21 protein-coding genes are annotated in these 23,890 nt (G+C 49.8%); 19 read left to right on the top strand and 2 right to left on the bottom strand.

Annotation, left to right across the window (positions count from 1 at the left end):
• Positions 1-24: 24 nt before the first annotated feature.
• The 4 genes from ACTNDI_RS10950 (at position 25) to ACTNDI_RS10965 (ending at position 3,016) form a co-directional block, all read left to right on the top strand.
• On the top strand, positions 25-246 hold the full coding sequence (locus ACTNDI_RS10950) for an FAD-dependent oxidoreductase (protein ID WP_441101020.1): 222 nt from the start codon (positions 25-27) through the stop codon (positions 244-246).
• A 20-nt stretch (positions 247-266) separates the two neighbouring features.
• Complete coding sequence (locus ACTNDI_RS10955) at positions 267-1,646, top strand: FAD-dependent oxidoreductase (RefSeq protein ID WP_441101050.1); 1,380 nt, start codon at positions 267-269, stop codon at positions 1,644-1,646.
• The gene (locus ACTNDI_RS10960; protein WP_441101021.1) at positions 1,615-2,232 is read left to right on the top strand and encodes a DsrE/DsrF/DrsH-like family protein; all 618 of its coding nucleotides are present in this window, start codon (positions 1,615-1,617) and stop codon (positions 2,230-2,232) included. The genes ACTNDI_RS10955 and ACTNDI_RS10960 overlap by 32 nt, the downstream gene beginning before the upstream one ends.
• 64 nt (positions 2,233-2,296) lie before the next feature.
• Positions 2,297-3,016 (top strand): Crp/Fnr family transcriptional regulator, encoded by a 720-nt coding sequence (locus tag ACTNDI_RS10965; RefSeq protein WP_441101022.1) that lies wholly within the window; start codon positions 2,297-2,299, stop codon positions 3,014-3,016.
• 60 nt (positions 3,017-3,076) lie between these two features.
• Here the strand turns inward: ACTNDI_RS10965 and ACTNDI_RS10970 are convergent, their stop codons facing one another.
• Positions 3,077-4,375 (bottom strand): O-acetylhomoserine aminocarboxypropyltransferase/cysteine synthase family protein, encoded by a 1,299-nt coding sequence (locus ACTNDI_RS10970; RefSeq protein ID WP_441101023.1) that lies wholly within the window; start codon positions 4,373-4,375, stop codon positions 3,077-3,079.
• A gap of 465 nt (positions 4,376-4,840) precedes the next feature.
• Here ACTNDI_RS10970 and ACTNDI_RS10975 point away from each other — a divergent pair, with 465 nt between their 5' ends.
• From ACTNDI_RS10975 to ACTNDI_RS11030, 12 genes are all read left to right on the top strand, one after another.
• Positions 4,841-6,175: a diguanylate cyclase domain-containing protein gene (locus tag ACTNDI_RS10975; RefSeq protein WP_441101024.1), complete on the top strand. Its 1,335-nt coding sequence runs from the start codon at positions 4,841-4,843 to the stop codon at positions 6,173-6,175.
• 228 nt (positions 6,176-6,403) lie between these two features.
• Positions 6,404-7,879, top strand: a complete 1,476-nt coding sequence (locus tag ACTNDI_RS10980) for a diguanylate cyclase (protein WP_441101025.1) — start codon at positions 6,404-6,406, stop codon at positions 7,877-7,879.
• Positions 7,876-9,189 carry an ABC transporter substrate-binding protein gene (locus ACTNDI_RS10985; RefSeq protein WP_441101026.1) on the top strand — a complete coding sequence of 438 codons (1,314 nt, stop codon included), beginning with the start codon at positions 7,876-7,878 and terminating at the stop codon, positions 9,187-9,189. Before ACTNDI_RS10980 ends, ACTNDI_RS10985 begins: the two co-directional genes overlap by 4 nt.
• A gap of 267 nt (positions 9,190-9,456) precedes the next feature.
• On the top strand, positions 9,457-10,269 hold the full coding sequence (locus ACTNDI_RS10990; RefSeq protein ID WP_441101027.1) for a nitroreductase family protein: 813 nt from the start codon (positions 9,457-9,459) through the stop codon (positions 10,267-10,269).
• 2 nt (positions 10,270-10,271) lie between these two features.
• Positions 10,272-10,727, top strand: coding sequence for an Rrf2 family transcriptional regulator (locus ACTNDI_RS10995; protein ID WP_441101028.1), 456 nt, complete (start codon positions 10,272-10,274; stop codon positions 10,725-10,727).
• 11 nt (positions 10,728-10,738) lie between these two features.
• Positions 10,739-11,734, top strand: coding sequence for an NADP-dependent oxidoreductase (locus tag ACTNDI_RS11000; protein ID WP_441101029.1), 996 nt, complete (start codon positions 10,739-10,741; stop codon positions 11,732-11,734).
• 398 nt (positions 11,735-12,132) lie between these two features.
• A complete protein-coding gene (locus tag ACTNDI_RS11005; protein ID WP_441101030.1) occupies positions 12,133-12,531 on the top strand; it encodes a VOC family protein in 399 nt (132 codons plus the stop codon).
• Positions 12,532-12,697: 166 nt separating this feature from the next.
• Positions 12,698-13,306: a sugar O-acetyltransferase gene (locus ACTNDI_RS11010; protein ID WP_441101031.1), complete on the top strand. Its 609-nt coding sequence runs from the start codon at positions 12,698-12,700 to the stop codon at positions 13,304-13,306.
• A 147-nt stretch (positions 13,307-13,453) separates the two neighbouring features.
• Entirely contained in the window at positions 13,454-14,617 is a 1,164-nt protein-coding gene (locus ACTNDI_RS11015; RefSeq protein ID WP_441101032.1) for a GGDEF domain-containing protein, read from the top strand.
• A 262-nt stretch (positions 14,618-14,879) separates the two neighbouring features.
• Positions 14,880-17,879: an EAL domain-containing protein gene (locus ACTNDI_RS11020; RefSeq protein WP_441101033.1), complete on the top strand. Its 3,000-nt coding sequence runs from the start codon at positions 14,880-14,882 to the stop codon at positions 17,877-17,879.
• A 22-nt stretch (positions 17,880-17,901) separates the two neighbouring features.
• Positions 17,902-18,699: a carbon-nitrogen hydrolase family protein gene (locus tag ACTNDI_RS11025; RefSeq protein WP_441101034.1), complete on the top strand. Its 798-nt coding sequence runs from the start codon at positions 17,902-17,904 to the stop codon at positions 18,697-18,699.
• A 60-nt stretch (positions 18,700-18,759) separates the two neighbouring features.
• Positions 18,760-19,404 carry an esterase gene (locus ACTNDI_RS11030; RefSeq protein WP_441101035.1) on the top strand — a complete coding sequence of 215 codons (645 nt, stop codon included), beginning with the start codon at positions 18,760-18,762 and terminating at the stop codon, positions 19,402-19,404.
• Between the two features lie 420 nt (positions 19,405-19,824).
• Here the strand turns inward: ACTNDI_RS11030 and ACTNDI_RS11035 are convergent, their stop codons facing one another.
• The gene (locus ACTNDI_RS11035; RefSeq protein ID WP_441101036.1) at positions 19,825-20,313 is read right to left on the bottom strand and encodes a flavodoxin; all 489 of its coding nucleotides are present in this window, start codon (positions 20,311-20,313) and stop codon (positions 19,825-19,827) included.
• Between the two features lie 277 nt (positions 20,314-20,590).
• Between ACTNDI_RS11035 and udp the strand changes: the two genes are divergently transcribed.
• The 3 genes from udp to ACTNDI_RS11050 all read left to right on the top strand — a co-directional run bounded on the left by udp (position 20,591) and on the right by ACTNDI_RS11050 (position 23,846).
• On the top strand, positions 20,591-21,373 hold the full coding sequence (gene udp, locus ACTNDI_RS11040) for a uridine phosphorylase (protein WP_441101037.1): 783 nt from the start codon (positions 20,591-20,593) through the stop codon (positions 21,371-21,373).
• Positions 21,374-21,445: 72 nt separating this feature from the next.
• The gene (locus tag ACTNDI_RS11045) at positions 21,446-22,261 is read left to right on the top strand and encodes a purine-nucleoside phosphorylase (protein WP_441101038.1); all 816 of its coding nucleotides are present in this window, start codon (positions 21,446-21,448) and stop codon (positions 22,259-22,261) included.
• 223 nt (positions 22,262-22,484) lie between these two features.
• On the top strand, positions 22,485-23,846 hold the full coding sequence (locus tag ACTNDI_RS11050; RefSeq protein WP_441101039.1) for a sodium-dependent transporter: 1,362 nt from the start codon (positions 22,485-22,487) through the stop codon (positions 23,844-23,846).
• The last annotated feature ends 44 nt before the right edge of the window (positions 23,847-23,890 follow it).

Below are 23,890 nucleotides of genomic sequence, written 5' to 3' on the forward strand. Positions count from 1 at the left end.
GCAGAGAAAAAGGAGGAATTAGGGTTGGAAAAAACCGTGATTATCGGAGGAGTGGCAGCGGGCGCGGGCTGCGCTGCCCGCTTGCGCAGGCTGGATGAGGATGCGGAGATTGTGCTTCTGGAAAGAGGACCATATATTTCGTACGCAAACTGCGGCCTGCCCTACTATGTCGGGAATGTGATCAAATCGGAAGAAGCGCTTCTGGTGACAAAGGAAGAGGTTCTTCGGGAGAGATTCCGGGGATAGAGTCGGACCGGATTTTTACACTGTGGACAGTTCCGGATGCGGAAAAGATACGCCATATGGTCACCGACAGCAGAAATAAAAGAGCTGTTGTGGTGGGCGGCGGATTCATCGGACTGGAGACGGCAGAGAATCTTCGGAGGGAAGGCCTGCAGGTTTCCATTGTGGAAGCGCTGGAGCAGGTTATGGCGCACTTTGACCGGGAAATGGCTATGCTTCTGGAAGAAAATATCCGGGAGAATGGGGTGGATCTTTATTTGTCTGACGGAGTCGCTTCGTTCCGGACAGAGGATCATACGGTATTTGTCAGACTTTCGAGTGGAAAAGAGCTTTCCGCGGATTTTGTGATTCTTTCCATAGGCGTGCGGCCAAACAGCCAGCTCGCCGTGCAGGCCGGATTAAAGTGCAATGAAAGGGGCGGAATCTGTGTGGATGATCAGCTTCATACATCGGACCCGGATATTTATGCTGCCGGAGATGTGATAGAGGTTACCGATCCGATTTTTGGAGAGAAGACGATGATTCCGCTGGCAGGTCCGGCGAATCGGCAGGCAAGGATTGTGGCCGATAATATAGCAGGCGGACAGGAGAGATACAGAGGAACACAGGGCGCTTCTGTTGCCAGGGTATTTGATCTGACGGCAGCTTCTGTCGGAGCAGCGGAAAAGAAGCTGATCCGCCGCGGCATGGTAAGCGGAAAAGATTATGAGAAAGTCATGATCAGCCAGAATTCTCATGCCGGTTATTATCCCGGTGCGCTTCCGCTGATCCTTAAGCTTCTGTTCTCTCCGGATGGAAAAAAGATTTTTGGAGCCCAGATTGTCGGCGGAGATGGTGCGGATAAAAGAATTGATACGATCGGAACGGTTATGCAGATGGGAGGAGGAATTGCAGAGCTGAAAAATCTGGAGCTGGCGTATGCACCGCCGTATTCCTCCGCCAAGGATCCGGTCAATATGGCAGCTTTTGCGGCAGAAAATGTGATCCGGAAGCTGGTCTCCTTTGCGGAATGGGATGATCCAAGGCCGGACAGCGGGGAAATTATTCTGGATGTCAGAGAAGATGCCGAGAGACTGGCCTGGGCTCTGAAGGAATCGGTGAATATACCCTTGGGTCAGCTGCGCGGCAGACTGGAGGAGCTGGATCGTAAACAACATTATATCATCCTGTGTGCGGTTGGAGTACGGGCGTATAGTGCGGCAAGAATACTCCTGCAGCACGGATTTGAACACATCAAGGTTTATCCTGGAGGAGTCAGGGTTTTCCGTTCTCTTCATCCGGATTGTCAGACCGCAGACTCCGGGACAGATGGCGGAGCTGAAAGCGGTTCCGTTTCGACGTGGAAAGAAAATCCCGGCACAGGGAAGTCGGATGGAAAAGCAGAACATGCTTCTTTCCAATGAGAAGAAGGGAACAGACTATGTTGCTGTTCTCTGTAAGGGAACGGATATGGATCTGGTGACTCCGGTGCAGGGAATTAGTGTTCCGGCTTCCGAGGATCATGTTATAATGGACACACCGCAGGGAAAAACCATCATTGTTTTTGATGAAGATATGGATAAGGTTCTGGCGGCCTTTGTGATACCCAACGGCGCGCTGGCCATGGGACGCCCGGTGACGATGTTTTTCACATTCTGGGGTCTTACGGCACTGAGGAAACCAACGGCCTCTGGTGTCAAAAAATCTCCTGTGGAGGCCATGTTTGGAAAAATGCTGCCGAAAGGCACAGAAAAGTTAAAGCTTTCCCACATGAATATGGGAGGACTGGGGACTGCAATGATGCGCCGGATCATGAAGGATAAGAACATTGATTCGCTGGAGGACATGATGAAAAAAGCCATGAAAAACGGCGTAAAGATTATTGCCTGTTCCATGAGCATGGATGTGATGGGAATCCGGAAGGAAGAACTGATCGACGGCGTGGAAATCGGTGGCGTCGGAAGCTATCTGGGAGATGCAGAAGAGTCGAATGTGAATCTTTTCATCTAATAAAACGGCGGCCAGATCTCATCGAATAAAAACGGCGGGCAGATCTGACAGGGAGCGGAGGATTATGGAGAAAAACGAAGAGAAAGAGGAGCTGTGTGTCGGCGCAGAGACAGACAAGCTTTCAGCGGCGCTGCCCTTCTGGAATAAGTTAAGTGATGCGGAGCAGAAGCTGATTCGTGAACATATTCTAATCCGTGTTTTTGACAAGCACAGTACGGTTTTTTCACGCGGAAGCGAGTGCCTGGGCTTTATACGCGTGCTCTCCGGCTCCGTCCGGACATATCTGACCTCGGAAGAGGGAAGGGAAGTAACGCTATATCATCTTCGTGCCGGAGAGGACGATGTCCTCTCCGCGTCCTGCGTTGTGTCTCAGATTACCTTTGACACGCAGATGGAAGCAGAGGGAAAAAGCCGCATTCTGATTGTTCCGTCCATGGTCCTTGCAAGACTGAAGGAAAACAATATCTATGTCCGATGTATAATTTATGAGCTGCTTGCCAGGCGCTTTTCGGATGTGACATGGACGTTTCAGGAGGTTCTGTTTCTGCGCATTGATCAGCGTATTGCCTCCTGGATTGTACAGACCTGCGAGCAGAGCGGAAGCACCGAAATTACGGTTACGCACGATCAGATTGCAAGAGACATCAACACGGCCAGGGAGGTCGTGGCGAGGATGATTAAGCGGCTTGCCGAGGAAGGGATGCTTCGCGCGGGAAGAGGAAAAATATACGTTACAGACCCGAATATGCTGAAGAAACTGTGCCTGAACTGCCGGCAGGAGTGATTCGATCGAATCACTCCTGCTTTTTACTCGTGCTTTATATCTCGAAGACTGCAGCCGGCATCACCGGGAGGCCTTTACAGCGTCCAGAGCCTGTGCAATATCCTGCACCAGATCCTCTGTGTTTTCCAGTCCGCAGCTCATACGGATCAGATTGGAGTTGATTCCGGCATCCAGAAGCTCCTGGTCGGTCAGCTGCCGGTGTGTGGAGCTTGCGGGATGGAGACAGCAGGAACGTGCATCCGCAACGTGAGTCTCAATCGCAAATATTTTCAAATGCTTCATAAAGGCTTCCGCATCGGTGCGGCTGCCTTTTATGCGGAAAGAAACGACGCCGCAGGTGTCCCCGCCGTTCATGTATTTTTGGGCGCGGCTGTAGTACGGGTCTCCGGGCAGGGACGGGTAGCTTACCTGCTCCACCATATCACTTTCAGACAGAAATCTTGCGACAGCCAGTCCGTTGGCGCAGTGCTGTTTCATGCGGCAGTGCAGGCTTTCCAGGCCGAGGTTCAGAATATAGGAGCTGTAGGGACTTGGTATGGCGCCGAAATCCCGCATCAGCTGTGCGGTTGCCTTGGTAATAAAGGCCCCCTCTTTTCCAAATTTTTCCGCATATACAATTCCATGATAGCTGTCGTCCGGTGTGGTCAGTCCTGGAAATTTTTCCGCATGAGCCATCCAGTCAAAGCTCCCGGAGTCTACAATGGCGCCGCCCACACAGGAACCATGTCCGTCCATGTATTTTGTGGTAGAGTGGGTGACAATGTCTGCTCCCCATTGGAACGGGCGGCAGTTTACCGGTGTGGCAAAGGTATTATCTATAATCAGGGGTACGCCATGTGCATGTGCCGCTTTTGAAAATTTTTCGAAGTCAAATACGGTCAGCGCGGGATTCGCAATCGTTTCACCGAAGACAGCCCTGGTGTTCGGCCGGAATGCCGCGTTTAATTCGTCTTCCGTGCAGTCCGGGCTGACAAAGGTAAAATCGATTCCCATTTTACGCATGGTGACATGAAACAGGTTATAGGTTCCTCCGTAAATGGAGGAAGACGCCACCACATGATCGCCCGCAGTGGCAATGTTGAATACGGCAAAAAAGTTGGCTGCCTGTCCCGAAGAGGTCAGCATCGCAGCGGTTCCGCCCTCCATATCCGCAATTTTTGCGGCTACGTAGTCATTTGTGGGGTTCTGCAGTCTGCTGTAGAAATAGCCGGATGCCTCCAGGTCAAACAGCTTTCCCATGTCTGCGCTGGTATCGTATTTGAAGGTTGTGCTCTGAATGATAGGAACCTCTCTGGGTTCACCGTTTTTCGGGCGGTAGCCGGACTGAACGCATTTGGTTTCCATATGAAAGTCTGCCATCGTTTTTTCCTCTCTTTATTATTCGTTCGTGAATCAGGTTTCCGGACATTCCCCTGTAAACAATAGGGAAATATGTATCAGTATAGCATAAGAACCGCAGGAGACAAAATATTCTTTCCTATGGGGACATCTCATGAAAGAAAACGATACATCTCGCGTCCGGGAGTGGATCCTGAAGAAGAAAAAAAGTGTATGAAGATTTATGTATTGTGTTACAATATAAGTATTACCAACAGAAATTGACGCCATGGTACGCATGCATCCATCGATACATCCATCGGTACATTCTTCGATACATACATCGGTACATCCATCGGTATATCCATCGATACATACATCGGTACATCCATGCGTATTGCAAATGTCAGGTTTCTGTTGTTCTATACAGGAGGAGTATAGGCACATCGAGAAGCATGTGTCTGATAGCAGCAGATGAGAGAAACGATAATGAGGGATATCCCGCTTTTGGATCTTGATCAGGACATACCGGTACCCTTTGCGGTATTCACTCTGATCTATGACACCGCCGCCACTGTGGTAAATACGAGATATCTGTATGTCAATGATGCCTACTGCCGTATGGCAGGCTTTCGAAGGGAGAACCTGATCGGCCGGAACTTTCTGGACATCTATCCCGAGGGAGTCTCGTGGATGCCGTATTGTCAGGAGGCAAGGGAGAAGAAACTGCCGGTTCATGCCTGTGTGTACTCTAAGGAGATAGGTCGCTGGCTGGACTTTACCGTGGGCCCCGCCACGACAGAGAATGCCGTCGCCTTTATCTTCACTGATGTCGATGAGAGCGTGCGAAAGACCAGGAGGGTGACGAAAACCGACAGCATCATCCTGCGCATCTCAAAGCTTCTGAACAATGAAGAAGACTTTGAGGCAGGTATGAATCACGCGCTGGAGGATCTGAGCCGGTACATTCACCCGGACCGGCTGTATGTCCTGGAGACGGACGGAATCACCGCGAGCAATACCTTTGAATGGTGTGCTCCGGGCGTGGAGCCGGAGATGGATACGCTTCAGAATCTGGACTATGACGGATATCTGAGCGGATGGGAGAAATATCTGGAGAAAAGCGATAGTGTTGTCATCGCGGACATCGAGGAACTCAGGGCGGATGATCCCATTGACTATGAAAACCTCAGGCGTCAGGGAATCCGATGCCTTGCGGCTGCGCCGTTTTACAACAGAGGAAAGCTCATTGGATATCTCGGCGCGGACAACTATGAGAAGAGTGATCTGATCAATACGCAGCTCGTTCTGAATTCGATCTCGTATTTTATCGGTGCCAAGATCGTCAATCACCGGCTGATGGAGGATCTGAACCGGCTCAGCCACATGGATACCCTGACAAATGTCTTCAACCGCAACGCGATGATTGCCAGGATGAATGCGCTGGCAGAGCAGAACATTCCGACCGGTCTTGTGTATGCAGATGTCAATGGTCTTAAAATCATCAACGATGAGCAGGGGCATGAAGCCGGCGATCAGGCATTGCAGAGCGCCGCGGATCTTCTTGGGGAAAATTTTGGAAGAAGGCATGTCTACCGCGCGGGCGGCGATGAATTCGTTGTCATCCTTCCCGGGATCCGGGAAGAAGTGTTTACAGAGAAAAAAGAAAAGCTGGCAGCCGGATACTGCCGGACAATGCCGCATCTGCTCTCCATTGGCTGCTTCTGGTGCCCTGACAGCAGTAAAATCGAGGAAGCCCTCCGCGTTGCGGACCACCACATGTACGAGGAGAAGAAGCAGTATTACGAGCAGCAGGAATTTGACAGGAGAAATCCGGATTGAAGGGAGAGTGCAGCCGGGGTATAGACGCGTTGTTTGTAATGCTCCCCTGAATGGCGGCGATTGGTCGGTGAATATGTCGCCGGGGTATACACACGTTGTGTGTAATGCTCCGGCTGAATTTGCATAAATTGACACCCGTCATTTTCAGTGATAATATATTTTTATTATTTTTTGATATTCAGCATACCTATCAGCATACACACTTTTGAACTTAACAGTTTTGTAGATATGGGTAATGAATTTAAGAAAACACAACTTCGTACCATTATTCTTTTTTCAACGCTGATCCTGGGGATCTCGTTGTATATTGTTCTGCTTCTTACAGGAAGATCAAATATTTTCATGCGGGAGAATGCTGCCAGTCTGATCAGCGCCAGCAACCGCCAGATGGAACTGAACATAGATTCCTATCTGACCAAGGTTGAGAAGGCTTCCGCGCTTCTTTTTTCTAACAGTACCAATTATACCTATAACCCCACAGATAAAAACGCGGATCCGTATACGCAGCTTCAGATTTCCAATGAAATCAATGACAATATCACAGATCTGAGCCTTCTGGACAATTATGCCGATTTTGCTATCATCTACAGTGATGATGAAGTCATCGGGTCACTGTCAAAAGTCACAAAGAATATGTACGCTGACGGCGGAATGTATGAGGCCTTCAGTAAGATCCTGGAGCAGAATGAGGGAAACAGTGCCTGGTATTTCGGATTGAACAACGACATTGAACACATTTACTACTTTGAACGTTTAAATAAGTACAGTGTCATCCTGATCTCTTTCTACTCCCGTGAACTGAAGAATGTGTTTCAGATTCCTGAACAGCTGAATGGTATGAATGTGTCTCTGGTAAACGACGATAACCGGATCCTCTATTCGAATGATAGCGACAAAATTGGAGCAGAGCTTCCGGCATCTACCGTGTCGTACCTTGGCAGCCTCAGAAACGGCAGCGTGATGGCGGACAAGGCGCTGATCACCAGCGATGAATGCAGCAATGGATGGCGTGTGATCTGCACGGTGCCCGTGCGCCTGATCGTACAGGACAACAACCGTTTCATGGAGACCACCATGCTTGTCATTCTTGCCGTTGTTGGGCTGATCCTGATCTTCGGTATAATAGAAACAAGCCGGATCAATGTCACAGCGAATCATTATGTTGATTCGCTGCAGGAAGAAGCCCACCATGACCGAATGACCGGTCTGTACAACAACGAGGAATTTCACATAATGGCAAACCGCTTCATTCAGGAAATGTCCGCAGACAAAATGATGAGTTTTACCATCTTCGATTTGGATAATTTCAAATTGATCAACGATCAGCACGGCCATCTGGAAGGAGATAATGTCCTTCGTCGCTTTTCCGGCCTTCTGTCGGAAACCTACGGATCCGAGTTTATACTCGGCAGACTCGGTGGCGACGAGTTTGGCGTTTTTGGATGCATGGATATCGTGGATGAGGAAAGCGCCCGGAGAGAGCTCAGAGAATATACCGACGCTTTGCGGTCCCGATTCAAAGAAAGTCTCGGGAGGGATTATGCAGGCGACGGGCTTTCGTTCTGCAGCGGTACCTCTATCGTGCTCAGCGACGATCATGATTTCGAAAGGGTTTTCAGCAGGGCAGACGCGCTTCTCTACAGAGGAAAGAAGAACGGAAAAGGCCAGGATTATTTCGAAGACAAGGGAAGTGACACAATATGATGAAATTTGCGAAAAAGCATAACGCATTCCGTTTTATCATCGGGATTCTCCTTCTCCTGTTTTTCTTTGGCTTCAGCTATTATTATATCGTATATAAACCGGAGAGTCATACCGTCACGAAAAACACGAAAAAAAACACCGCCATTACCTTCGGTTGGTGGGGAAATGACGACAGGCATCTGTATACCCTGAGAGGTATTGATGTATTTCAGGAAAAATACCCGCAGATCGAGGTCGACTGCTCCTATAATGTGTGGAATGGATATGAGCGCCGTAATCGCGTATACATGCTTTCGGGCAAAGCGCCTGATGTGATGCAGATCAATTATAACTGGATCCGTGAGTACTCTGCTGACGGCTCCGGCTATTATGATCTGAATGCTCTCTCGGATTACATTGATCTCGGCAACTACAGCAAAAAAGATCTGAGCTATGGCACATCGAACGGCGTGCTGAACGCCATCCCGATCGCCTATAACGCTGTGGTTTTCTACTACAATCCGGACATTCTCAACAAATATGGATTGAAAGCTCCTGAGACATGGGATGATCTGTTTCATGCAGCGTCCATTATGAGCAAGGACGGTTGCTATCCTGTTCACCTGAGCGATAAGCACCTATTTCTTTCTGTGATTGCGCGCTATGAGCAGACAACCGGGAAGACTCTTTTTGACCAGGACGGAAAATATATCGGAGGAACCGGGGATGCAGGAGAACTGTTGGAATTTTACAAAGATCTCTACGACAATCAGGTGATCTGCCTGAATGGTAAGAGCACAGACACGGATTTCAGCAACGGAACCTGTGCGGGCGTTGGCATCTGGGCGAGTGACGCAGACAATTACTGCAGTCAGCTGCAGGACAAAGGAATATCACCTGTGCTGGCTAACCCTCCTGTTACCTCCGCGAATGAAGCACTCTACGGATGGTACGTGAAACCAGCCACGATGTATGCCATCAGCAAAAATACAAAGCATCCCAGGCAATCTGCTGAACTTCTGAACTTTCTGGTCAATGACAAGGATATGGTTCTGCTGCAGGGAACGGAGAAAGGAATTCCTGTCAGCGAAAAAGCACGAAAAATCCTGAGAGAGAACGGATCGCTGAATGATTATGACGCCGAGGCCGGAAATTATGTCTTGCGCAATCTGAATCGCTTCGAGACGATGGGACCGTCGAATGAAAATATGGATATCATCGATGCCTTCAATGACGAAGCCGCGAAATATGTGTACGGCGTCGCGGATCTGAACACCTGCTCAAAGGAACTCACAGACAAATGGGAGACCATACTTGACAGCGGAGACTGATGCGGCTGCTTTCCGGCCGCATCTTTGCGTTTATCCTTCGCTTGTTCTGCCTGATCCGAATCTTTTCCGCACACAGATGATTCCGATTGAATATCCTTTTTATCTCCCTCTCCACTTTTTCCGCATACAGCTTCCGAGGGGGGGGAAAAAAATAATTCAGACAAGAAGCCTTGACAGATTGAACTGCACATGATAATGTATCTGCAACAGATACAAATACAAATATACTGAAATACAGCACACAGCGCGAAGGAAGAAGAGGTAATCATGAATACAGAGACAATCAGAAAGAGAATAAGCGTAAGAACCTACGAAGAGAAAAGGATTCCTGAGCAGATTATGCAGCAGGTCCGGGAATATCTGGAGCAGGATGATAATCCGTTCGGCGTTCCGATTACATTCTCCATTCTGAATACGGAAAAGGACGGAGTCAGCAGTCCGGTGATTGTAGGCGCAGATACCTATGTGGCCGGGAAATATCAGAAACAGAAAAACGCGGAGATTGCATTCGGTTATTCCTTTGAAAAGCTTGTTCTGTATGCGACGTCTCTGGGGCTTGGAACAGTATGGCTGGCAGCGACCATTGACCGCAAGGCGTTTGAAAAAGCGATAAATCTCGGTGAGAATGAAGTTATGCCCGCGGTGACACCGCTGGGCTATGCCGCACAGAAGCGTTCAATCCGGGAGAACCTGATGCGAAAGGGAATGAAATCAGATCACCGGCTGCCGGTTGAAGAGCTTTTCTTTGAAGGAGATTTTCAGCATCCTCTCAGGGAAGAGAATGCCGGTAAGTGGACAGGCCCTCTTGAACTGGTGCGCCTGGCACCTTCTGCGACAAACAAGCAGCCGTGGAGAGCGGTGCAAGAGGAAGGCAGAGTGCACTTCTACGAAGCAAAAACGAAGGGCTACGACAGAGAATCCACAGGAGATATTCAGAAGGTTGACCTGGGAATCGCCCTCTGTCATTTTGATATCGCTGCAAAGGAGGCCGGACTGGGCGGCAGATTTATACAGTCCGATCCCGGAATTGCAGCACCGGAGAACACAGAATATATCGCCACCTACGAACTGGAGAAATAAGTATGGATACAAAATTTTCATCTGCCATCCATGCGCTGATTCTGATCTCGGAATCGGAGAGCCCGATGAATTCGGATCAGATTGCAGTGAGCGTTGGAACTAATCCAAGCTACATCAGAAAGCTGACGACCAGGCTTAGCAAGGCGGGGATTATTGAGGGCCACCGCGGGATCAGCGGGTTCCGTCTGCGGCAGAAACCGGAGCAGATCTCCCTGCTTGACATTTACAAGGCAGTAATGGAAACAGATTCTCTCCATCTGTTCGATCTTCATCAGAATCCAAACGATGCCTGTATCGTCGGACACAATATTCGTCCGGTTCTGGGCAGTATGTTCCGGGGCATGGAGAGGGATGTGGAGAGCCGGCTGCAGAGCATGACACTTGAAGACTGTATCACGGATATGAGCAGGTACATTGTGGAGCACAGTACAGAGAAATCGGAGGAATCGATAAAATGAAGGCTGCTGTTTTGACAAATTACGATAAAAAAGGTACGGACCTGGATGTCCGTGAAATTCCGACGCTGGTCCCGGAAGAAGATGAGATTCTGGTGAAGATTATCGCAGCGGCAGTCAATCCGCTGGATAATATGATCATCCGCGGCGAGGTAAAGCTGATCGTTCCCTATGCGATGCCTCTGGTGATGGGCAATGAATTTGCCGGGATCGTGGAGAAAACGGGGAAGAACGCTTCCCGGTTCCAACCCGGGGATCGTGTCTACGGGAGAATGCCGTTGAAGAAGATCGGTGCCTTTGCGGAGTATGCCGCTGTGAAAGAATCGGCAGTGGCTTCGATCCCGGAATATCTTTCCTTTGAGGAGGCGGCGACGGTCCCGCTGACGGCGCTGACAGCGATGCAGGCGTTTGATATCATGAATGTGCGTGCCGGTGAATCTGTTTTTATTTCCGGAGGGACGGGAAGCCTCGGCGCAATGGCCATACCGGTAGCCAAAAGCCTTGGACTGCACGTTTATACAAATGGAAGCGGTGACAATGAGGAACGTGTCAAAAAGCTCGGGGCAGAGAGATTTATCGACTACAGGAAGGAAAACTATGCAGATGTTCTCTCGGATGTAGATCATGTTCTGGATACCCTCGGCGATCGTGAGCTTCCAAATGAATTCAAGGTTCTGAAGGAAGGCGGAAATCTGGTTTCTCTGCGCGGACTGCCAAACGGTCGATTTGCAAGAAGAAGCGGCATGCCGTTATTCAAGCGGATCCTCTATCAGCTGGCAGGCAGCAGATATGACCGCATGGCGGCAGCCAAAAAACAGACCTATGATTTTCTGTTTGTGCACGAGGACGGCAGCCAGCTGGACAGGATCGGCAGACTGTTTGACCGTGAACATCCGCTGGAGACTTCCATTGATACTGTTTTTACTTTGGATGAAGTCAATGCGGCACTCAACAAGGTGAAACAGGGAAAATCAAAAGGCAAGACGATCCTGAAGATCGGTGAACAGTAACAGGTATCAGGAAATATTATACTTGTCCGATGAATTGTGTCATATAATTGAAATGTATCTGGGCTCTGGTGATGACTGCCAGAGCCTTTTCTATTTACGCGAGCGTCGCGATAGCGAGATAAAACTCGCGCAGCGTGTTTTATCTCGTTTTGTCCAGGCGGGCATCCTATACGGGACCTGCTCTGGGCAGTGAACAGGCTGCTTGCTGGAAGGCTATGAACAGGCTGATTGCTGCAAGGATAAGATTGACCGGACCGTTCTGAAAAACTATAATAAAAAGCGGATGATTCCTTAAGTTTCAGCAGTGGATCCTTGCACTTCAAGGACTTGAAGAACAACGAATCATTTCATTTCATGAACAACGAATCGATTATGTTTCTAGAACAAGGAGAAGAGCTTTGAGTACAATCACAGGTATGAATCATGTTGCATTGAATTGTCATGGAAAAAAGGAAATGGACGAGGTTATTGACTTTTACTGCAACGTTCTTGGCTTCCGAAAAACGGCCGGATGTTACGTGGATGGACTGGGAAATATGGCGATGATCGATACCGGAACAGGTACGATTGAGCTGTGGGACAACGCGGAGCAGAAGCGCGGAGATGGCGTGATCGGTCATCTGGCGCTGACGGTTGAGAGTGCAGATGAGGCGGTTGAACTTTTCCGGAAGGAAGGGCTGCCGATTGATTCCGAGCCTGCGGATCTGGTTCTTGACACGGAACCGAAGATGAATATCCGGGTGGCTTTCGTCAGAGGAAAGGCCGGAGAGTCGATTGAGATTTTCCAGGAGCGATAAAAGAAGACAGGTCATATAATATCGGAAAAGAAATGAGATGACAGGCATTAACCTGAAGAGAAGCGGGTTAACGGACAATCACCGGAAGAAAAGCAGAATCACAGGTAATTGCCTGAAGAAAAAATAGCAGGCAATTGCCTGTAATTAATATTAGGAGCAGACAATAATGAGTGAAAAGGAAAAAATGCTGGCGGGGGAATTGTACGATCCGTCGGATGAAGAACTGTCCGCTCTTCGGACAAAGGCGCATCGTCTTTGCCTGGAGTATAACGGGCTTCCCGAGACAGATAAGAGGCGTACGGAAATTTTGCATGAGCTTGGAATTTCCGGGGATTCCTTCTTTCTGCAGGGACCGGTTCAGTTCGATTATGGCTGCTTTACCTCTGTCGGGAAAAATTTCTATGCCAATTTCAACTTTACCTGCCTGGACTGCTGTCCGGTGACCATCGGAGACAATGTCTTTTTCGGACCTGGTGTCTCTCTTCTCACGCCCGTGCATCCATTTCGCTGGCAGGAAAGAAATCCTTACGTCAAGCAGGACGGAACAGTGACGGACAGTGAATACGCAAAGCCGATCAACATCGGCAGCAACTGCTGGCTTGCGGGTAACGTTACTGTCTGCGGAGGAGTTACGATCGGGGAGGGATGCGTAATCGGCGCTGGAAGCGTCGTGACCAGAGATATTCCGCCGGATTCACTTGCTGTGGGTGTGCCCTGCCGGGTGATCCGGAAAATTACAGATGTAGACCGGATGAAGGCGCGTCCGGAATTCTGATATTCTCATATGGCTATTGTATAATCATATGGTCGATAGTATACTTAACGATTAGAAAAAGGGGCGTTCTGCGTTACCGGCGGTCTGCGCAGATGCCTCTTTCTGTAATTGTCACACGTCAAAACGTTTTCGAAGGAAGGATTCTTCATGCTGCAAATCTCGAGCCTTTTTCGCCTGCTATATCTGGAAATCAATGTTTTCGGTTCGACTATCATGTTTGTGCTGATCCTGAAACTGATTCTGAACAGCAGAATTAAGGGGCAGATGTATTTTCGAAGGCTGCTGACGTGGCATATCGTTCTTTTTCTGTCGGATGCTTCCTCACTGTTGATGATGAATCGTAACAGGGAATACACAGATAGTCTTGCGGTTTTTTTTAAGAGCATTTACTTCATTGCGATTGTCGTGATAACGTGTGAGGCTTTTCTGTACTTTGAATCCTGCAGGGATTCCGCAGTGATCCGGAATCCCGGGAAAATTGGTCTTGCCTTCATTCCCGTATTTTTATTCATTGTACTGATCATTCTGAATCTGTTCCTGAAAGTTCTGTTCTATATAGATGCTGATGGAATCTACCGGAGGGGACGTGCGTATCTTCTGATCTATGCGATCTGCTTTGCCTACGATATCGTCTCGATGATACGGTCATATCTGGATGCGTTCCGAAGAGATAATTTCGCCGTCAGAGGTATCTATATTTTTTACGGTACATACCCGCTGATTCCGCTGGGTGCTGCTTTCGTTCAGTTTTTTGTGCCGGAGATCCCGGTGCTCTGTCCGGTTCTGAGCGTCTCTGCGGTCATTATCTATGTGAATTCGATGGAGTATCTCATATATCTGGACCCGCTGACGGGGCTGAAAAACCGGAGAATGATTATCCACAACATTACATCGATGATGAAAAACCTTCGGCCCGGTCAGGAGCTTTCTTTTACGATGATTGATCTGAATAATTTCAAATCCATAAATGACCGCTTTGGACATGATACCGGAGACATTGCTCTCACCATCATCGGAGATGCCATCACGACGTGCATGAAAGGCGCCAGAAACCGATCGATCCTTTACCGTTACGGAGGAGATGAATTCGCGATTATTCTCTGTTCGGATGACAGCTCCGAGATTGAACGGGATTTGATTGCAATCAGGGAAAAAACAAAAATGCTGGCGGAGGAGAGGAAGATGCCATGTCCGATCACCTTCAGTGCCGGTACATCCGTGTGGAACGGATCAGACGGACCGAAGACGTTTATCGCAGTGGCGGACCGTAAGATGTATCAAATCAAATTTTCAGCCAGGCGCGGACGGTGATTTACGGCAAAGTTTACGCATTGCAGATCAGAGCGCCAATGATTATCGGCGAAGTTCATGCAATGCAGTTCAGAACGCCGCTGATTATCGGCGCTGTTCGCGCAATGCAGATCAGAACGCCGGTGATTGTCGGCGCAGTACATTCAGTGTGAATCAGATCATCAGGGATTCGGTAACAGGACAAAGGTATTCATGCGGGGTCATCAATTGCGGCTCCCGCGAAAAAATTACGGGTTAGAAACGGGTTAGAATAAGAAACAATATGAGTAATAAGTCTTCCGGTGTATATGTCATCGACAATAATTACAATGTAATCAGCTGCAACGATACGATTCTTGAGTTGTATCCGGGGCTGGAAGTAGGGAAAAAGTGCTACAAATGCCTCATGAATCTGGATGAGCCATGTCCCCCATGTCCTGTGGCAAACCATATCTACGGGCCGCAGACATATCTTGACCCGATCAGGGGCATATATGAGACGGTTGATGCCGTGAATATGACTCTTCAGGATGGAAGCACCGGTCATGCGCTGGTTCTCAGTACTGTGGGCGAGAGTGAGACAATATCCGCAAGACTTCCACAATCCCGCGCAGAGTTGACCAGGCTTCTGGAACATGAATATTTTGATTCTCTGACTGAAGGGTTCTCGCGGAAGGGATTCATCCGGGAGACGGAACAGATTTTCCTTCGGGATGATCCGCGCAAGTATGCAATGATCATGTTTGACCTTCGGAATTTCAAGGCGATGAACGAGACCTTCGGGATTTCATGTGGTGACCAGATTCTTCTGTATGTTTTTCAGACGCTGAAGAACAGCTGGCTCTGCCCGTCCGTTTCCGCGCGTCTGGAATCAGACTGGTTTATTTTTCTGGTAAAAAAGAATGTGCTGGATCTCAATCGTCTGGATGAGCTTCTGAATCTGCAGTGGACAAATGATCTGCAGAGTGTAAATCTGCATCTGCGCTGCGGAATCTATCCGATTGATTCGCGCGAAGAGTCCGTCACAAAGATGGTGGATCGTACAATTCTGGCAAAAGAAGCGTCAGACCATCGCGAGACGGGAAACTTCGCGATCTTTGATCTGGAAATGCGGAAGAGGTATGTGAACCGCGCCGGAATTCTGTCCAGCTTTCAGGACAGCCTGCTGAGAGATGAGCTGAAGGTTTATTTTCAGCCGGTTGTTCGATGCTCGGATGGGAGGATCAGTTCCGCGGAGGCTCTGGTGCGCTGGAAACATCCGGAGATGGGAGTGATATCACCTGGTGACTTTATACCGGAACTGGAGAAAAACGGTCTGGTTTCACAGCTCGACCATTTTGTGCTTGGCAAGGTATATCAATTCCAGAAATTCATGCAGGAAAAGGGCCTGAAGTATGTTCCTGTTTCCATCAATCTGTCCCGGCAGGATTTTTACAATGATCAGATGATAAACGACATCTTCAGCTACCGGATGCAGAGCCGGCTTCCGGACGGTATGATCAATTATGAGGTGACGGAAACCTCCGTGGCGGTTCTGAAGGAAAACTGCGCTTATTACCTTTCCCAGTTCCGGAAGAACGGGGCAAAAGTTCTGATGGATGATTTCGGAGCGGGTTATTCCTCGCTTGGCATGATCGGCAATTTCCCGATTGATATCATCAAGATTGACAAGACCTTCATCGACCGGATCGAGAGCCAGCCGGTTACACGCAGTATTATTACCGCAATCATTGATGTATGTCACAAGGCAGGTGCGTTGGTTGTCGCGGAAGGCGTAGAAAATGTAAGCCAGGCGGATTTTCTTCGGAAAGCCGGCTGCGATTATATCCAGGGGTACTATTTCTATCGCCCGATGAGCGAGGAGAATTTCCGTAATCTGTTAATCTCCTATCAGGAGACGCTTGACCAGATGGATTCTCCGAATTCCCAGGTGAGCGAAACTGCCGGACAGCAGGTAGACAGTTACAATCTTCTGGACCTTGTCGATCACTCCGGTCAGTTTATTCAGGTGTGTCATCCGGAGGATTACTCCATGGTCTTCGCCAATGAGATGACACTGAATATATCCGGTCATCCCGACGAACCGTATCAGGGAAGAAAGTGCTACGAGTACATGCTGGGGCTGAACGCGCCGTGCGGGCATTGCCCGATGAAGCAGATGGGAGATGAGACAGAGAAGGAAATCGAGACGGATGACGGTGAGCATATCTTCCGGCTGAAGGCGCGGTTCACAACCTGGAACGGCAGAAGGGTCTTCATGGAATACGGAAGAAACATCACAGAAACGAAAGCCGCGCAGACCAGGTATACCGGTCAGATCCGCTCCATTCTCGAGGCGCTTCCGGACGGACAGGGCGTTTTTCACATGGATCTGACTGCGGACAGGTGGATTAGCTCCGGCGGACACGCCCAGAATGCCAGGAATATGCAGAACATGGAAAATGTCGACAGTTTGATTCAAAGGATCGGTTCCTTTGTGCCCACGCCGGAGGGACAGGAGGAATTCTTCCGGATTTTCTGCAGGGATGCGCAGCTGAAAGCCTATCAGAACAATCAGCATCAGATCGTGCACGAGACTGAATCCTACTACGATGACAGATCAATCCGCTGGTCCAGAATCACCACCCATCTGATTGACAACCCTTCGAACGGCCATATTGAAAGTATCCTATACGGCGTGGATATTTCCAGGGAGGCAAAACATATTCAGGAGCTGGAGATCGAGCGTCTTCACGGAAAACAGGAGAAGGAGCTTCTGCAGAAGCAGGTCAGGATGGCAATGGAGATGTACTCAAAGGCGGACCGCGACAGGCGGTATGATCATCTGACCGGTCTGTACAGCCGTCTCAGCCTGAATGAATTTCTTGAAAAGGATGAAAAAGAACAGCCGAGGGAAATCGCAGCGGCGATCATGCTTGATCTTGACAACTTTAAGGACATTAACGACAGTTACGGGCACGCCGCGGGAGACAGATGTCTGCGTGCGCTCGGCAGTCTGCTCCTGAATTTCGGCGTTTCGAGAAAGATTGATTTCTATCGGTATGGAGGAGATGAGTTCGTGGGTCTGGTCAGAGATCCCGGGACAGATCTCTCGAAACTGTCATCCGATCTGCTAAGTGAAATTCGTAAGGCTTGCGTAAAGTACGGGAACGTCGAAATACCACTGACTGCATGCATCGGCATCACGAGTGATGGAAAAGACTGCCAGACTATGATCAACAATGCGGACAAGGCCATGTATCTGGCAAAACACCACGGAAAAAACCAGGGCTGCACGATATAAGGCTGTGATCAGGAGAAAATAAATGAAGATTGCGCTTGCACAGATGAAGACAACAGCAGATATGGAAGATAATTTTCAAAAGTCAGTGCGGCTTGCGGAGAGGGCGGCAGCAGAAGGCGCGGATCTGATCTGCTACCCGGAAATTCAGCTTTCACCCTTCTTCCCGCAGTACCCGTCTCGAGACGCTTCCGCGTATCTTTTGTCACGGGACAGCAGATATATCCGGGAATTCTGTGATGTCTGCCGGAAAAACGGCATCTACGCGTCACCGAATTTTTATGTGGAGGAAAACGGACATCGGTATGATATGAGCTTTCTGATCGATGACGGGGGAACGATCCTTGGAACGCAGAAAATGGTACATATCGCCGAGTGTGAGCAGTTCTATGAGCAGGATTACTATACGCCTTCGGATGACGGTTTTTCCGTTTTTGACACCCGGTTTGGAAAAATCGGTATCGTTGTGTGTTTTGACCGGCACTATCCCGAGAGCATACGCACAGAGGCGCTCCGCGGCGCGGAGCTGATTCTGATCCCCACAGCGAATACGAAGGCTGAGCCGGCTGAGATGTTTCGCTGGGAGATCCGGACGCAGGCGTTTCAGAATATTGTCAATATAGCAATGTGCAACCGGTGTGGCACGGAAGGACAGATGGAATTCTCCGGGGAATCCCTTGTGTCAGATTTTGACGGAAACCTGACGACACTGGCGGGAGATCAGGAAGAACTGCTGATCGCGGAGACAGACCTTGCGGGATGTGCTGCGCAACGAAAGACGCGTCCGTACCTCTCGCTTCGAAGGCCGGAGCACTATGCGTAACCCAAAAGACTGCTGGGGCATCGTTCGCTCCCGGCTGCAAAGCCGGAAAGGATTTAATTTATGAAGATATTTGAATATGGAGACGGTACGGCAGAAAATATCCTTCTTCAGCCGGTGGATGATCATGATCTGGCTTTGATTGAAAATGAAATCAGGCTGATTCATGCGGATACCGGAAAGGATTTCAGGCTGACCGCCTTTCTGGTGGATGACTGGAACAGGGATCTGTCTCCATGGAAGGCGCCGGCGGTATTTGGAAAGGAAGCCTTTGGCGACGGGGCGTGCGTGACACTGAAAGAAATCATAAAGTACTGTGAAGACGGCAGCAGAAACGATTCCGGCAGAAGAAATTACTACATCGGAGGATATTCTCTCGCCGGACTGTTTGCCCTGTGGGCGGCCTGTCAGTCGGACCGGTTCTGCGGAGCTGCCGCCGCGTCTCCCTCCGTGTGGTTTCCGGGGTTCACCGGTTACATGAGAGAGCACAAAATTCAGAGCAAATCGGTGTATCTGAGCCTCGGAGACAGGGAGGAGCGGACCCGCAATGCGGTCATGGCAACTGTGGGAGACAGAATCCGTGAGACATATGAGATCCTTCAAAGCCAGAAGATTTCCTGTACCCTGGAGTGGAATGAGGGAAATCACTTCCGGGATTCGGATGGGAGAACGGCGAAGGCATTTTCCTGGGTGATGACGCATCCCTGATAGCGGATGCGATGCCGGTTCTTTCCGGGCACAGATAACCAGAAGAATTGAGCTTTCCGGGTTTTCCGAACCCAGACAGCCAGAAGAATTGAACTTTCCCGGTTTTCCGGACAACCATAACGACAGCTCGCCGCACACGCCCATCTGGACGCGCACGGCGAGCTGTTCATTTACGCGAACAGTGAGCCGCAGCCGAATGCGAAGTATTCGTGTGCGGCGAGCGTCGCGATAGCGAGATAAAACTCGCGCAGCGTGTTTTATCTCGTTTATCACTCATACAGCTTCACGCCCTGGGGTGTGCGGATAGGGCTCACCACCCATTTGACGCAAGCGGTGTGACTGCATTCAGCTTCAAACACCCGGTAAGCGGATAGGGCTTATGGCCCACTTGACGCAGGGCTGTCAGAACGATGGGAGAACTCAGTTCCACTCCTGGAAACCGTCAAACCAGAGCTTCAGATCTTCCATGGAGACTTCTCCGCCGACACGGCGTCCCTCCATGACTTTTGCATCCTTGCCGACGATGTTCTGAATTCGCTCACATGTTCTTCCCATGCCGCTTCCACCGGAGGTGCAGAACGGAATGATGATCTTTCCCGCGAAATCGGCGGAGGTCAGGAAGGTGTCTACAATACTTGGCTCTCTTCCCCACCAGATCGGGAATCCGAGGATGACCGTCTTGTACGCACTGAGATCCGGAGTCTTCTCAGCCATAGCGGGATGACAGTTCGGATCCGCCATCTCAACCGTAGATCTTGCCTGCTTGTCCTTCCAGTTCAGATCCTCCTTTGTGTAAGGCTTCTCAGGAACAATCGCGAAGATATCTGCTTTTTCCTCTTCCGCGATCTTCTCCGCAACTGCTTTGGTTGTATTACTTACGGAAAAATATGCGACTAAAGTCTTGCTCATACAAAAATCCTCCTTCTCACCATCTGTAAGATGTTCTTTCTGTTTCGATTAACATAACGGCCGGGCTCCGCAGTCGGAAAACCATTGCAATTCAGCATCTATAATACTGCAGGACCTGTTTATCATTATAACGCATCGTGACATAAAGTGAAACAGATTTCAGGAAGCGCTTTTTGTTCAATAACAGGCGCACAGCGCTGCATTTTCTGCCCGCAGAGATATGGATTTGTTGTAAAATAGCATCAGGTAATGATCATCCGGAAGGGAGGTTTTTTCATTGAAGAATTATTCGAAGGATCCGGAGAGGCAGTATCACATTCAGACCTGCAGGGGCGAGGTGGGACGCTATGTCATTATGCCCGGTGATCCGAAGCGTTGTGAAAAAATTGCGCAATATCTGGATAAACCCGAGAAGATTGCAGAGAATCGGGAGTTTACGACATACACCGGATATCTGGACGGTGAAAAGGTCAGTGTAACATCGACCGGAATTGGCGGGCCGTCGGCGGCGATCGCAATGGAGGAGCTGTACCGCTGCGGCGCGGATACCTTTGTGAGGACCGGCACCTGCGGAGGCATACAGACGGATGTCAAAAGCGGAGATATCGTCATCGCGACAGGAGCGGTGCGGATGGAAGGCACCACCAGGGAATATGCGCCGATCGAATATCCTGCGGTACCGGATCTTGATGTGACCAATGCCCTGGTCAGCGCAGCACAGGAGCAGGGATTTCGATGCCATTACGGTGTTGTGCAGAGTAAGGATGCTTTTTACGGACAGCACGAGCCGGAGAAGATGCCGGCCGGTTATGAGCTGATTCAGAAATGGAATGCATGGAAGATGATGGGCTGTCTCGCGTCCGAGATGGAGTCGGCGGCACTGTTTATCTGTGCCGGCAAGCTGCGGGCCAGGGCGGGCGCCTGCTTTCTGGTAATCGCGAATCAGGAGAGGGAGAAGCTGGGACTTGAGAATCCGGTTGTTCTGGATACGGATCAGGCGGTGCGGACCGCAGTCGGTGCCGTCCGGAATCTAATCCGGAAAGACAGGGAGAGAAGATAGCGGTCCGGATTCTTGCAGAAACAGAAAAAAGCACAAAGATCAGTAGGGAAAAGAAAAATCGGGAGGCGAATGATGATTATGGAAAAACTTGAAAAATGTCTTGCCTGTGTCCGGAGCAAGACAGATTTTGTGCCGGATACAGCCCTGGTTCTCGGTTCCGGTCTCGGGGAATACGCAGATCATGTGCGGATATCTGAGATCATTAATTATTCGGAAATCGAAGGCTTCCCGGTTTCAACGGTCGCCGGACACAAGGGAAGATTTGTTTTCGGGTGGATTCAGGATATCCCCGTTGTGATCATGCAGGGAAGAGTACATTATTATGAGGGCTACCCGATGACGGATGTAGTACTCCCTGTCAGGCTGATGGGCCTGCTGGGGGCGAAGAAGCTGATTCTGACGAATGCGGCGGGCGGCGTCAATCCTGATTTCCGGCCCGGGGATCTGATGATGATTACGGATCAGATTGCGACGGCGGTTCCGAGCCCGCTGATCGGTGAAAATCCGGATCAGCTCGGTCCGAGATTCCCCGATATGAGTGAGATTTACAGCCGACGCATGCAGGAAATCATCCGGATGGAGGCAGAAAATCTGGGAATCGGGCTTCGTGAGGGCGTTTATGTGCAGTTCACCGGGCCGGCATATGAGACGCCTGCAGAGGTAAGATTGTGCAGAGCGTGGGGCGGCGATGCCGTGGGAATGAGTACTGCCTGTGAGGCGGTCGCGGCAAGGCATATGGGCATGGAAATATGCGGAATTTCCTGCATCACCAACATGGCTGCCGGAATATCCGATAAACCGCTTTCGCACAGGGAGGTGCAGGAAACGGCAGATCGGGTGGCGGATCAGTTCAGCAGGCTGATCACAGCCATCGTGAAGAAGGTGTAATAACGATCGCATTGGTAAACGACCCAAGACGAGAAAGCTCGGCAGAGGTTTTACGCGGCGTAGTGATAAAGAAAAATGAAATCCACTGCGATGCGGATAGCGCCGCATAAAGTTTTGTGCTATACTTTTACCCATCTGTTTTGGCAGACGAAGATTCATGAAGATTCATTCTGGTCTGCGGCAGATGTCTAAGACTACATCTTAAGTGAAGGCGGTATAAAAGATGGACACAAAACAGCGTTCGGCATTTTCAAGCAAAATCGGCTTCGTGCTGGCGGCGGCGTCATCCGCGGTCGGTCTCGGAAATCTCTGGAGATTTCCGTATCTGGCCGCGAAATATGGCGGCGGCATTTTTCTTTTAACCTATGTGATTCTGGCAGTGACGTTCGGTTTTGCACTTCTTCTGGCCGAAATCGCGATCGGAAGAAAAACCAGACAGAGCTCTATCGGAGCTTTCCGGAAGCTGGGACAAAAAAGCAACATCTGCGGAATCCTCGGCATGATTATCCCGATGATCATCACGCCGTACTACTGCACGATTGGCGGCTGGGTCACGAAATATTTTGCTGTATTTCTTACCGGTCAGAACATGGAAGCCGCGAACGACGGATTTTTCAGCAGCTACATCAGTACTACCGCGCAGCCGATCCTCTGGATGGCGGTTTTTCTGGGATTGACTGCTGTGGTTGTATTCCTCGGTGTTGACAAGGGAATCGAAAAGGCAAGCGTGATTCTGATGCCGGTTCTGCTGGCCCTGATCGTCATCATCGCGGTCTATGTGGTCACAAGGCCGGACGCTGCGGCGGGTCTTCGCTATTACCTGAAGCCGGACGTATCCAGGCTCAGTGGAAAAATGATTCTCGGTGCTCTGGGACAGCTCTTTTACTCCCTGTCCATCGCCATGGGCATCATGGTGACGTACGGCTCGTATATGAAGAAGGAAGACAATCTCGAGACATCGGTATTCCAGATTGAATTTTTCGATTCTTTTGTGGCGATCCTCGCGGGCATGATCATTGTTCCGTCGGTATACATTTTCTCGGGTGGTGATGAATCCATGCTGAACGCAGGACCCGGCCTGATGTTTATCACACTGCCGAAGGTGTTTGATGCCTTCCCGGGTGGGAGATTTATCGGTCTGATGTTTTTTGCGCTCACACTTTTTGCGGCGCTTACCTCATCGATCTCCCTTCTGGAAGCGGTTGTTTCGAATGTCATGGACCGCACCGGATGGAGACGAACGAAGACGACAGTCATCATGACGGTATACTGCATGATCATCGGAACCGTCTGCTCTCTCGGATACGGCGCTTTTTCTTCCTTTAAGATCTTTGGTATGTCGATTCTGGATCTTCTGGATTTTGTGAGCAACAGCATCCTGATGCCTGTACTCGCGCTCCTGACCTGCATTTTTGTGGGTTACATCATCAAGCCGCAGGCGTTGATCGAGGAGGTCGAGCAGAACAATGTGACCTTCCATCTGAAAAAGTTCTTTTATGTACTGATCCGGTATCTCTGTCCGATCGGGATTCTTGCCATTCTGGTAAGCTCGATTCTGTCAACGATGGGCGCCATGACGATCTGAATGATCTGTACGCGCTGAATCGGATGACTGAATTCGCAGATGGG

Origin of the sequence: Bilifractor sp. HCP3S3_D3, from assembly GCF_052063915.1 — a bacterium.
Lineage (GTDB): Bacteria > Bacillota > Clostridia > Lachnospirales > Lachnospiraceae > Bilifractor.